10 protein-coding genes and 2 pseudogenes are annotated in these 12,774 nt (G+C 42.2%); 8 read left to right on the plus strand and 4 right to left on the minus strand.

Going from position 1 to position 12,774, the window contains the following annotated elements:
- Nucleotides 1-71 precede the first annotated feature (71 nt).
- On the plus strand, nt 72-992 hold the full coding sequence (locus tag OJ16_RS18715; protein WP_040992900.1) for an aminoimidazole riboside kinase: 921 nt from the start codon (nt 72-74) through the stop codon (nt 990-992).
- Between the two features lie 174 nt (nt 993-1,166).
- A pseudogene (locus OJ16_RS20020) lies at nt 1,167-1,256 on the plus strand (IS200/IS605 family transposase); the annotation flags it as partial.
- A 98-nt stretch (nt 1,257-1,354) separates the two neighbouring features.
- Here the strand turns inward: OJ16_RS20020 and OJ16_RS18720 are convergent.
- Together OJ16_RS18720 and OJ16_RS18725 are read right to left on the minus strand one after the other, a co-directional pair.
- A complete protein-coding gene (locus OJ16_RS18720; protein ID WP_052810356.1) occupies nt 1,355-4,336 on the minus strand; it encodes a tyrosine-type recombinase/integrase in 2,982 nt (993 codons plus the stop codon).
- A 297-nt stretch (nt 4,337-4,633) separates the two neighbouring features.
- Complete coding sequence (locus tag OJ16_RS18725; RefSeq protein ID WP_152613881.1) at nt 4,634-5,437, minus strand: hypothetical protein; 804 nt, start codon at nt 5,435-5,437, stop codon at nt 4,634-4,636.
- Between the two features lie 238 nt (nt 5,438-5,675).
- Between OJ16_RS18725 and OJ16_RS18730 the strand changes: the two genes are divergently transcribed.
- Both OJ16_RS18730 and OJ16_RS18735 read left to right on the plus strand, forming a co-directional pair.
- Nucleotides 5,676-5,957, plus strand: a complete 282-nt coding sequence (locus OJ16_RS18730; protein WP_152613882.1) for a hypothetical protein — start codon at nt 5,676-5,678, stop codon at nt 5,955-5,957.
- Nucleotides 5,958-6,089: 132 nt separating this feature from the next.
- On the plus strand, nt 6,090-6,359 hold the full coding sequence (locus OJ16_RS18735; RefSeq protein WP_040992906.1) for a DUF6966 domain-containing protein: 270 nt from the start codon (nt 6,090-6,092) through the stop codon (nt 6,357-6,359).
- Between the two features lie 353 nt (nt 6,360-6,712).
- On the opposite strand, the gene OJ16_RS18740 is transcribed toward OJ16_RS18735, so the two are convergent.
- Nucleotides 6,713-7,738, minus strand: coding sequence for an IS110 family RNA-guided transposase (locus tag OJ16_RS18740; RefSeq protein WP_040992908.1), 1,026 nt, complete (start codon nt 7,736-7,738; stop codon nt 6,713-6,715).
- Nucleotides 7,739-7,860: 122 nt separating this feature from the next.
- On the opposite strand from OJ16_RS18740, the gene OJ16_RS18745 reads away from it, so the two are divergent.
- The 3 genes and pseudogenes from OJ16_RS18745 to OJ16_RS20160 all read left to right on the plus strand — a co-directional run.
- Entirely contained in the window at nt 7,861-9,621 is a 1,761-nt protein-coding gene (locus tag OJ16_RS18745; protein ID WP_040992910.1) for a hypothetical protein, read from the plus strand.
- 143 nt (nt 9,622-9,764) lie between these two features.
- A complete protein-coding gene (locus OJ16_RS18750) occupies nt 9,765-10,292 on the plus strand; it encodes a hypothetical protein (protein WP_040992912.1) in 528 nt (175 codons plus the stop codon).
- 426 nt (nt 10,293-10,718) lie between these two features.
- Nucleotides 10,719-10,912 (plus strand): annotated as a pseudogene (locus tag OJ16_RS20160) (IS3-like element ISVisp1 family transposase); the annotation flags it as partial.
- Nucleotides 10,913-10,958: 46 nt separating this feature from the next.
- Here the strand turns inward: OJ16_RS20160 and OJ16_RS18755 are convergent.
- Complete coding sequence (locus OJ16_RS18755; protein ID WP_040992914.1) at nt 10,959-12,278, minus strand: ABC1 kinase family protein; 1,320 nt, start codon at nt 12,276-12,278, stop codon at nt 10,959-10,961.
- Between the two features lie 313 nt (nt 12,279-12,591).
- On the opposite strand from OJ16_RS18755, the gene OJ16_RS20090 reads away from it, so the two are divergent.
- On the plus strand, nt 12,592-12,747 hold the full coding sequence (locus tag OJ16_RS20090) for a hypothetical protein (protein ID WP_160289876.1): 156 nt from the start codon (nt 12,592-12,594) through the stop codon (nt 12,745-12,747).
- Nucleotides 12,748-12,774: the final 27 nt, after the last annotated feature.

Here is a 12,774-nt window from a genome sequence, read left to right on the forward strand (position 1 = left end):
TTAGATATAAACAATTTAGAAGGCGTGCTGTCTAGGGACCACGCCTTTATTTAGTTTATCGGGAGAGTAATATGAATAAAGTATGGGTAACAGGTGATGCGGTCGTCGATCTCATTCCACACAAGGGTGGTCAGAGCTATCTGAAATGCCCTGGAGGCGCACCAGCCAACGTAGCCGTTGGTATTGCACGCTTGGGCGGAGATACCAGCTTTGTCGGTAACGTGGGTAATGACCCTTTTGGGCGCTTTATTGCACAAATATTAGAAGCTGAGTGCGTGGAAACCAAGTTCTTAGCATTCAATGAAGCCTATCGCACCTCAACGGTTGTCGTTGATCTTGACCACGAGGGTGAGCGCACCTTTACCTTTATGGTAACCCCAAGCGCCGACCAGTTCTTTGATGCGGCAGACAAGCCAGACTTTGCTGAAAACCAGTGGTTGCATAGCTGCTCAATTGCCCTAGCAAATGATCCTTCACGCACAGCCACTTTTAATATGATGACTCGCCTAAAGAGCCAAGGCGGTTACATCAGCTTTGACCCTAACTTACGTGAACAAGTTTGGAACAGTGTTGAAGAGATGGTTGAAAACGTAAGTAAAGCAGTTGAACTGGCTGATATTGTTAAATTTTCAGAAGAAGAATTACTTCTGCTTTCAGGCAAAAATAGCGTTGATGAAGCACTAGCAACCCCTGGCTGGGAAGATAAAGCTATTATAATCACACTAGGATCTAAAGGTGCACTGGTACAATACCAAGGAACACAAACCATAGTGCCTTCAAAAGCGGTCACAAAGGTCGTTGACACTACAGGTGCTGGCGATGCGTTTGTCGCTGGGCTTCTTGCTCTGCTTTCTCGTCATAGCGAGTGGAAGAATCAAGAAACCATCATTGCCGCAGTAAAATGTGGTAATAAATGCGGTGCTTTAGCCGTAACTAAAAAAGGTGCAATGACTGCTTTGCCTACACCAGAAAGTCTTGATGTACTGAGCTAAAACCTATCTCATTATGGGCTGATGGCTTTTCCGTTCAGCCCAATTTTCTCAGAATCCCCATCTTTACAAACTGGGCGTCATTTAGAACCATATTCTACTTATGAGGTAACAGTTCCGTCGATTTTATATGGCATCTTTTAAGGGAAAGAGAAAGGTTAATTACCCCGATCACTTAGTTTAAGTACCTCGAAGTATATGGGCTTTGTCAAAGGACAGACAGCGATTAGATTTCCGTATTTAAAAACGCAAAAGCTTTGGGGTTCGATAATTAACAGAGCACCTCTTTTAGTGGGCATTTACCTAGTTTCGTAGTTTTAGCTCGATGAATCGGGCTCCTGGGGTACAATGTAGATCGTTTAGGATTAAACAATTGACATCATAATCCCCATCATATGGAACAAATACATCAGGGTTGGTGAGGATCTTTTTTGCTTTTCCGTCTTTCCTGTATGTTTATGGTGCGGGTCAATCAGCTCTAGCCGAACGGCGCCATAACTTTTCTTGCTTCGTCCTGTTTGCTTGCGCTCAACAACTTGCTTGATGCCTTTTAGGCTGAGTGCCCATTCGTCCTTTTGAGTACTTGCATTCATGAAGTGTGTCATCGCGCGCCAATGGGATTTAGGGATAAATAGCCAGCTGGTTTTGATGAACGATTGTAATTCTTGCGGCGAATTGAAGTAGATCCCTGAACGAGAGACGCTGCTATGGTGCAGCACATAATTAATGATCTGTTTAAAGGCATCGCGATTGGCCGGGTAGTGTTGCTTTATACTGGCTATGTATTGGTTAAGTAATACGATTTCTTGTTCGCTTTTTAGCTTTGCAGGCAACAGCTTATCTGAGCGAGCATGACTAAAATGTCGTGAGGTTACTTTCCCTGCGTTAGTGACGGTTAGTGCTTTAATTGCCTTTGCTCTGGCGATCCAATCGCTCAGGGTTTGCTCTTTAATTCTTAGCCTGTTACAGATGTCCTCGTGTTGAAATCCTTGCTCGTATAGCGATATTGCTTGGTAGCAGATGGGGATGGATAGAATTTCTGTACTTGGATGATAAGAATATGTCACAGGATCACATCCATCGACTATGGGATTACTCAGTACTTTTACCTGTAATTTTCGTGACAAGTAGTCAAGTGATTCCTGTTTACCTTCAACATGTTTTTGCAGACGAATGTTCGCACGTGAATTGATCCCAAGGCGCACGGTTTGTGCTTTGGTGAGGTTGAAATTGGCATTGAGCAATTTCCTTGCAACAATCCAATCTGAAAAGTGGAAATAGTGTTGAAATGTCATTGCTGCTGACTCATGCCCAGCGAATGCGGCAATTTGATCGTAACCATTCCTTAGCGATCGCCCGAACACGAGATGTTTGATCTTATGTATTTGGTTTATTGGATAAGCGGTAAGCGAAGGAAACTCTGTTACATCGTCACCTAACTCGAGTAGTAATTGCATTCTGCTCAGGCAACTGTGTCTTAGGTGATGAAAGACGAGGTAATCCAAACCAGATAGTGATTTTAATAGCCCCCCAACCAGCGCCGAAATCTGCAGCGATGTAATCGGCAGTTTCAGTTCAGAGCCTATCGTAAAAAAAGGATAGTTCGCGTGCTCTTCGGTTTGTTCGAGTTTGAGTCTATAAAATTGTTCGACTATCTCAGTTTCATCCTCGAGCAGTAATGGAAAAAAGGGGACTTTTCGTAAGCTACTAGCGGTCTTATTGCTACCATATTGGCTTTCTCGGATCTGTAGCCAACCTACCGTCGATTTCTCAATATCTTTGATACGCAATTTTCTTAGTTCACTTAACCTCAACCCACATCGATACGATGTAATACATAACGCCATTAGACACAGTTTATCGGCGTCATTTAAATCTGTGATGCGGTCAATTGCATTCATGAGCGCGCAAAATAGCCCTTCGTCAACAAAACCAGCTCGAGTATGCGATTGTGTGGGATCGGCGTGGAGGTATTGGCTAGATACTTTGGCGTATTGAAAGTGGGTAACCGCAAATTGATGTACATCTTTAAGTCGGGACGCGAAGTAGCGCTGTGCTTTTGCACTCGCTTGCCCTTCAATCGCCTCTATGTACAACGATTCCAGGTTTTCACTACTCAGTTGGTGCAGAGGGTATTTTGCGCTGAGGTATAACCAATTTCGCGATAGGTTTGCGTGATATGAGCGTACGGAGTTGACAGCACACGATTTCAACTTATGCCGATACCAACTGACGAGAACCAAAGTGTCGGTTTGTTTCTGAGCTTCTAACGCTAGAATGAGTCTATTTAACCTGTCGGAAACAATGGTTTTTGAAAGCTCTTTGACGCCCGTTTTTTTGAAGCATGCTTTGATGGCTGGGTATGCTTCCATTTGGGGGTAGTTTGGCAGTGGTGATCTGATCGACTTCGCAGTGGTGACCGGAAAATATGAAAGGGAAGTGTTGAGTCGAGTGACTGTCGGGCGATGTAACCGAGCTAAGTTATCCAGTGGAAGGCTATAGGATTTATTGTGGCCTATTTGATATTCCACGAGTGCTTGGCTTAACTCAACGCCATCATGTTGTTCACAGGTATAAGCCGCGGCGGAGCAAAATTGAGCTGAGGTCATCGTGTTTAATGGCCCCGCAAGAAGATACATGAGTGCATTCCAATCTTTGGGCGGAGGATTGCCTTCAACGCCTTGCCATTTTTTCCAATGACGGATCAAGCCGAGTGTGACAGGGTGTAAGTAGCAGCAAAACTGAGTGATGGCGGCCTCACTATCAGTGACATTGGTGTTATAAGCCGGGTTGTCGATCGTGATCGTCATAAACGGCTGTTCATTCCATGTTTGTAGCCTTAGGGGAGTGGTGAATAACCGGTCGCTAAATGCTTTCACGATCTCTGGTACGCAATGCCCGCTGTGGAAAATAAAAGAGAGTAATAAGTCTCTATGGGCCATGTCACGGCTGTGTGGGGGCTCGAGATTAATCAGCTGCTTGTGCCACTGCTTATAGAGGGTGTTAACCTGCCAAGCGCGCTTAAGCCAAGTGAGTGTTCTGAGTTGAGCTATCGGCTTATTGGTGACGATGTGAGAAGGCGGTTGTATACCCCACTGATATTGTTCATTGTAATTACGGACAGTAGTCACCCCTTGATTGAATGCCCGTCGGTAATCTCCCAACCCACCAAAAACCAACCCAATGTCGTTTAGATACACCTGCCACTTTTTGATAAAGGCAGCACTGCTTGGAACGACCGAGGGATTTGGAAAGGATTTTTCAAAGAGTTGTCTAGCCTTGTTTTTTACATTTTCGATATGTTTATCGCGGCTTTCTTTACGGGCCTGTACACCTATTTTTCCCATGGGGAGACCTCAATGCCAATGTGCTCAATATAATTATTAAGTACAGTGGCAACCTGTTCAAATTGCTTTCTGTTGAGGAGGCTGTGTGAATGCAAAGCGCGCTTCCTTTGATTGTAATGTCCCATCCATGCTGAAATTAAAGCAGGGTCGATTTTTTCGCGCAGAAAAAGTGTTCTAATTTGGTGTCTGGCCCAGTTAGGCTGAATTGGAAATATAGAGTCGATATGTTGTGAGTAAACAGAAGGTGTACACTCTAAAACCTGGCTATGATCGCGATAGAAAAAAAGGTGCTCATCACTATTCAAAGTGTGTTGATAACGAGAACTCAACCTTGGCGCAACTCTGCAGGCGTTCGCAAACCATCTCTGGTAATGGTAGCCAAAATGAAGACAGTGAATTGGCTACTAGAGGGCGGATTTCAGCGCGTTGTTTTTGGGAAGGAACGCGGTGATGGCGTTGAAAGCCAATGACTTGATGTTTGTTATTTTTCCTTGCTTTTAGTTTTTTGATTAAATGAAATGGGTTGCCCGTAAATAGCATAATGAGTAGTGCTTTAGCCTGCTTTTCAATGCAATCTCTCGCCAAAATGGACGTGACGCAATAATTGATGACGGCCCCAATTTCAAATTTAGTCATGCTTTCAATGTCACAAGCCAAAGACATTTCTTTTTTCTGTATCCGAGCATTGATAGCTCTGGCGTGAAGCGCGTTGGCGGCATAGTCATTAGAAGACGTTGATAGTGTCGAAACAATGCTGATTGTGCGGTTAACGTCGGACGATATGTCTTCAGTTTGCCAAACCTGCTTGCTAACGGTTGGATGTGAGGCGATTTCACGCAGTTCAACGAGAGAGTCTCCGCTATCATCGTCAAGAAACTTGATTTCACTCGTCTCCAGTTTACTCGAACCCGTAAATGTTGTGGTATTGGATCGCCGTGAATACCCATCTTTATAATCTAAAGTGGCTTCGTAGGGCCTGCGATAATGGTTAAGTTGATTTACGATGGACGGGGGCGGCAAATCGGGATTGTCCTCTTCATTCACGAGCTCTTGGAATGCGGCGACGAGTTGAGGGAAGTCCAGTACTTGGATGTCGGGCATGTAGGCCGCTAAGCTCTCACGGTCACCTCTTGAGAATAATCGGACATCGTTACAGATATTTTCAATTCTTGATTTATGTTTTCCAATAAAAGTTAAGCGAGCTACAGACACGAGAGTAAGGGCTTTGTACTGCTCGAATTTATTATGATCGTAAGACGTTAGCACCAGATCGGACGCAAGGAATGCTGGGATGTATAACAAGCCGAGAGTTTTTGTATCCGTTATGTGAGCGCCAAATTTGATGGTTGAAAATTCATTCGATAAAATTGGTTCAGATATAGCGATTTATTTTGGAGTGACGAACTATCGAAAAATTGCGCCGGTTCCCAATAACCATTTAAGTCACTGGTTAGCTGATCTGGCAGCATTGGATTTAATCACTCCAAGTTCGAGAAAACATCCGGTTAGTGATAAAAATGAATACTGGGCTTTATCTGATAAAGGCGCAACTGTGCTTAAAAACCTTCGAAGAATTCAATTAGAAAAGGGGTTAGTTGAACAAGAGTCGCCAGAGAGCTAACAAACGCTTTAAGACGGATTCACAACGCGTGGCATTTTTACCATGCGTTAAGTTTAGTGATTTAGGTGGTGTGCAGAAACATCGTATTGCGTTGCTCACCACTTAAGCGGGCGTTAGCTTTCATGGTGATTTATGATTTTAAATGATGAAATATCGGCACTAAATTGCATCTTGATTAAGTATCGAGAAAAGAAATATAAATTACCTACTGTTCATGATGGTAATGATGCAACTCGTGTATTACAAAAGTTTGCAGGCATGGGAAGCATCAATGATTTATATATTTGTAAAAGTAACGGACATAACATTGAGAAATCTGATGAGTTATCTGTGAACGGTGATTTTCGAAACCATTTGGAAAATATACGGCAAGCATGCGCAACTTTGTCGTCAAAAAGCTAACAAGGCGTTTAAACGGGACTAAAACAGTGGGTTAGGTTTCGCTTCGCTACACATTATAACCCACAATTTTAGTCCGCTTAACGCGGCTACATGGATTCCCCCGGTTGTCAAACATCCGCTAAACTTATGACGATGGGTTTTGGACTGCCGCTCTACATTCGGCCTATTTATCGATGATTCATATACATCGTGGCCCTGATGACTTTGCGCGACTGCGGTGCCTTATTCGTTAGATGACATCTAATGTGTCCGCCGCATTAACAGGCTCTCCGCAAGTGGTCTTAACCTATCTCCATCATTAGCGTCTGCAATGACCCGGTGGGTTTAACTCTTTATGCTGCCTATGTCTTTACTTAAGCGGCATGGTTTTCATATTCGGTTTGATTGTGTAAAAGTGACCATATAATTCGTGCGTTTTTCGCCGCGAGTGCCACGATGGCTCGATTCATCCCTCTTCGTTCAAGAACGCCTCTGCACCATTGGCTTAACCTATCTTGCTTGTCACCAAGGTTTGCAATGACCGTTCTTGCGCCATGAACCAATAACGTTCGGAGATATTTATCACCGTGTTTGGTTATTCGGCCTAACCGAGGCTTACCGCCTGTGGAATATTGCTTTGGTACCAAGCCGAGCCAAGCAGAGAAGTCGCGGCTTTTATCAAATTGTGACCCATTGCCTATCGAAGCCAGTATTGCCGTGGCGGTTTGAGGCCCAATCCCTCTAACCGTCATGACTCGGCGAACATTGTCGCTGACTTTCGCGCAAGCATCGAAGACTTGTTCTGTATCTGCGATACGTTGATTTAATTCGTCGAGGTGGTGATACGCATCGGAAATAACGGTCCTTGCGAGGCATGGTAGTTCATTCTCAGCATCTTCAAGCATTAACGGCACTTGCTTCATTAATGATGAACGACCAACAGGGATGATGAGTCCAAACTCAGATAGTAGGGCTCGCATCCGATTCATTAGCGCGGTCCGTTCGCGAACCCAATGCTCTCTCATTCGATGCACTGATAAGATGGCTTGTTGTTCAGGGGATTTTATAGGTACAAAGCGAGTTGATGGACGCTGAACGGCTTCACAGATAGCAACGGCATCATTAAGGTCGTTTTTTCCTTTGGTTCGATAAGGGATGACGTATTTAACGGCCATAATACGCGCATCATGCCCGAGTTTATTGAGTGTTCTTGCCCAATAATGTGCACCACCACACGCTTCAACGCCTATACGCATGAGCGGCATATTTGCTATTGTAGTCAGCAGTTTAGAGCGAGTAACCGACTTATGAAGTAGGACTTTGCCATTTTGGTCGACAGCATGAAGACTAAAATGGTTTTTAGCCAGGTCGATACCGCAAAAATAAGAATAATCAGACATGGTGCCTCCGGTGCAAATGTATTCCACTTAAGTGTGGCAGATCCTCGGGAGGGGGAATCCATGTCATTCGTTAGCACACACATATAATTAGAAACAGCGTTTAGTTACTAGGGTGAGAATCAATGCCAGAAAGATTAGAATTAACAAAAAATGCACACTTTTATCTTCCTAAAACAGAAATAACAGATGATGTTATTCGTGGAATAATGGAAGGTGCTTCAGATAACATCGAGGAAGGGGGAAGCTACTTAATTGATGTTTTCCGACAAGAAAAGGTGAGTGAAGAAAATGATTTAAACTATGTTTATTCAGTTAAGGTTTTTCCTTCAGTTAAACCAGTATATTTTTTAGATGATGAAATTGAAGATAGAATTCATGCATATATAATTATTATTGAATATGATGGTCACTATGCTTTTCTTAAAAAAAGTTGTTCAAATATAACTGAATTAATCAAAGAAAATTTTGATTTAATTGGAAGTTCAGAGTTAAGCCGTACGTTTAATCATGATGCTGAATATCAGAAAATGGCTTTAAGAAATATGACTATTTCTGATCGAGCTATGAGAGCTAGATCTTATGAAGCAGCAGACCTGAAAGGTCTACTTTCTACGCATTCGGCTGGACGTTCAATTCCATATTACTTAAAAATTCGTCAAGGTGCTTCGATTAAGTCTATTTCAGGCACTGGTCGAATTGTCGAAGCATCTCAAAGAATATCAATTGATGACATAGCTTTATGGGTTAAAGAACAAGTAAATTTGCTAGCGAATGCAACTGATAACGAATTTCTTGAAGCATTTGCTAAGAAAGTCGAGTTAATTGATGTTTTAGCGATAACCTCACCAAATGCTCTCTTGATTGAAAGTACTCAGTTGTCTGAAAGAATAGAGAAAGACAGCTTAATAATTAAATACAAATCAAGACGTGGGAAAACAATAACAGTTTCAAATAGAGTTAAGCAAAAGCTGTATCAAGAGCTTGAAAAAACGTATGAAATAAACGAGAACTACGAAATTGTTGGTCATTCAACGGATGCGAAAATAAGGCGTAATCCTAAAACTCTTACATTGCAATCGAAAAAATTAACAAACTATAGGCTTGTAGAAAATGGAAAAGATATAACCTTACAAAGGTATATTGTTAAGAATGGTTTTTATAGTATTACTTTTTCTGATCCTAAGTATATGTATTTTATGGGGGCTTGTTTTCAGGATTCATCTGGTGTTTCTGAGATAAATAGTATTTTAGATATTCTGAAACCAATCGGAGATATGACACAAATAACATCGGAAAAAGGTAATTTTAGTTCAGACCAAGAGCTATTTGAAAGTGGTTCAATGTTTGAACTAATAGAGCGATTACATGAACAAGATAACTATGTCTTTTGTGATGATTTAGGGATCGAGTGGGCTGATCATATAACATTTAATATTGATGAGGGTTGTATATCCTTTATACACTCAAAGCATGGAGATCTGACTACATCAGCAAGTAAATTACACGATGTTGTTGGGCAAGGGATTAAGAACTTAGGTAATATGTTTTTTACTCAACAACAATTTGTGCAAAGAATAGAAGATAAGTTTAATAATCTATATTCTAACAATGGTACACAAACGCAAATTAGACGTGTTCGTCAAGGTAATATGACAAACGTTGAAACGGATTTAGGTGATTTATTAAAAAATTACCAGCTTCATAGAAAATGTATTCTTAGTTGTTCATTTATGTCTAAATCAGAAATAGAGGCACAATTCAGGAGAATACAAAATGGAGAAAATGTTCCTGGACACATTACTCAGCTTTTATGGATCATTTCGTCTTTTGCACATGCGGTTAGAGATATGAATGCGATACCAATAATCTATTGCGCTCCATAAGTATGTGCTAACAAATGCATCAACACGATTTACTACACTCGGCATTTCGGGTTGTCGGGTGTTTCTCGTTTTAAGGCATCAATTTTAAGTATAATTGCATAGTAGTAAACGTGTTATGCAGGCGTTATGTGCTTAGAGGAAAAATGAACAAAATCATCTTAATTTTACTGTTGGTGTCGTCTTCAGTGTTTGCGGATAGCGAGAGCTTTTTCAATCGGTTATTTTTTGAAAATGTTTCGTACTCAGAACTTGTGACTCCAAAAAATAAGGACGTAGTAAGACCAATATTTCAGCAAATTGATGCCAGCTTAGCCTCAGAGGAATGGAGCAATGTAGATAAGTTAGGCGTATTGCGTAGCATATTAGCAATTTATTTGTCTGAAGTTGCATCAGTAAAATCGATGTCCTTTGAGCAAACCTTGTCTAAATTCAAAGCTGGCAAGCTAAACTCTGACATCACTAAAGCCTATGCTGATGAACATAATTCAAAAGTAGCTAGTAGTGAACTCGATAAGGTCGTTAATGCACGAAACTACGAGGAGACTCAACAGACAGCTAAAGAACAGCAAAGGCTAAAGTTGTTAAAATGTATCATTGATAATATGAAAAACTTACCAGCCAATATGAAAGAAGTAGTTGGTGCATATTGCAAATTAGAGCAGAAAGTTTAGTACGCACATAACAAGCGTTCAAGACGGATTCCCAACGCTTGGCATTTTCGGCTTACTTTGGGGTAAGTGTTTATGTCACAATGGTTTAGGTCAGGTGGTGGTGTTATGTTTTAATGGGATGTCAATGGCTTAAATGCCTTTGAGTCGTTCTTTGCCCCTTTGGCTATTCGTTGGGAGTAGACTCAGCAAATCACTATTATCGATCCATTCTTAAATCCCTTAACCCGTAAAACATGCCAAGGTTAACGGGTTGCTTCATTCAAGTTTTCGAGTGGTTTGGTCGTCTTGTTTCTCTGGCTCAAAGTCGCTTCAGGCGTATTTCTCAATCAGCCAATAATGTAACCACCCCCTGTTTTAGTGACACTTTAAATTAGATATTTTTCCGGATTCATATTTGGCTAAATATTCCCAAGGGGTTATTTATAAATGATGGAAGATAAACGTAAGAAACGGACTAAGATCCCGAGTCAGAAAACTGAGTCTAGTCGGATTGCAGAGCTTGAACGTCAGAACGAACAATTTAAGCTCGAGAATGACTTGCTAAAAAAGTGGCAACGATTCGTTGCCCAAGAAAGTCGGCAAAACTCCGATTCATAGCCAAGTATCAAAACCACTACTCGCGATAGATTTGAAGTGAACACTTTAAAGACCGAAATCGCTCTAAAATCAGCTATTGGTGAGCAAATAGGGCTCTACTAAGCGCCTGATATTCACCTTGGCTCCAAGGCGAGATGCCAGTAGGTACATGCCTCCTATCTTGCGGTGGAGAAATAGGGCATCGGCTGGTGGTGTGTGCCAATACTCTTGCTCCATGCTCAGTATGGTTCCTGCTTCACGAAGCCTTTGCGCTAAACCACTGGCTTTGAAATCGTAATCTTCATCGACAAGCATGGGTTCACACGCCATTTTTACTAAGTTGAGAATGGCTTGGCGTTGGTCTGGGAGAATGGTCTCGCTAAAAAATCCAATTTGCTCTAGGGCTTTGTTTAGTCCCTGCTCATCATGATTAACTACAGAAGTGAAAGCCTTACGATAACCCTCACTGAACCGATCGCTGTATTCACGAGTAGCGCCAAAATCCAACAAACCAATTTGACGTGTTTGCTCTACATACAAGTAATTAGCGAAGTTGGGATCGGTTTGCACCATCTTGAAGTCAAACAGCTCTTTGAACATTAGTTCGAGCAGGCTTTGCATGACAAAGTCACGTGTCTGCTGGTCGTCGTTTTCGATTTTTTCGATAGAACAGCCTTCGATGAAATCCATCGCGAGCACCGATTCGGATGAGCTTTGTAGGTAAACTTTCGGAACCACAAAGTGAGAGTTTCCGCTTAGTGCATGATAATAGCGAGTCGCGTAATCGGCCTCTCGAGCATAATCCGCTTCATCGTGGAGCTGTTTTTTCGCTTCTTCCAACAAACTTTTGTAATCGACAGACTCCGGAATCAAGCCAACAATTTTGAGCAGAGTACCGACATTATTTACATCGCTATCGATACTTTTTCTGATCCCTGGATACTGAACTTTGACGGCCAATTTATCACCTGCGTCACTGTAGGCTTGGTGAACTTGACCGATGGACGCACTGGCGATGGGTTTGAAGTTGAAGGAGATAAACTCCGCCTTCCAGTTCATTCCGAGTGAATTTTCTAACACTTGGTTGAGCTGTTTGGCTGGCAGCGGGTCGGCGTCTGAGCGCAGGCGGGCGAGAATGTTAGCTAACTCGGGTTCAAGAATATCACCTGCATCCATCGACAGCATTTGACCGAGTTTCATCGCCGCGCCGCGTAAATGCGCCAGTTGATCAGTGAGTCGAGCAACATTTTGGGGCGTTAATAGCAAGTCTTTTGCTTTGGGTCTGTTTCCCTGCGCGAGCTGTTTCGTGCCTTCCGTGATGACACTTCCGGCTACTCGAGTCGCGAGCGACGCGAACTTACTGAATCTTGAAATGCGATGGGTAGGTAGACTTCTTTCTCTTGCCGACATAAAGGTTCTCTCTGGGAATCAAGGTTCACTACAACGTTTCATAAATCATGACACAACCGGATGTTTGGTGGGGAAATGTGTCGAGCTAAACAGTAAGTCTACTTCTTTTGTGCACAACGGGCATATACCATCGTAAAAATGTCGTTAATGAAGTCATTGGCTCCCTAAGTATTTTTATCTACTCCAACTATACGCAATCACCGAGTAGGTAGATCAGTTAACTCAGTGATCCGATACTGTCATTGTGGGTTTCGCTGTAGAGAGAAGCGGGCGTTAGACTCTATGCTGAAAATGAAAACTTTAAGGGGGTTGCATGAGTATCAAAGAGTCTGATTGGAAAGTTTTTTGCGAAATCAAAAAAGAAGCGATTCAGTTGTATTGCACAAGACAACTGAACGAAGTCATTAAAACTATCACTGACGAGTCAGAACTGGCAGGGGAAAGGTTTCGTTTGGATGTGACGATATAGAAAAGATCCATACAACCGCCCCAAATT

The sequence above is a fragment of the Vibrio renipiscarius genome, from assembly GCF_000827885.1.
In the GTDB taxonomy this organism is placed as follows: Bacteria; Pseudomonadota; Gammaproteobacteria; order Enterobacterales; family Vibrionaceae; genus Vibrio; species Vibrio renipiscarius.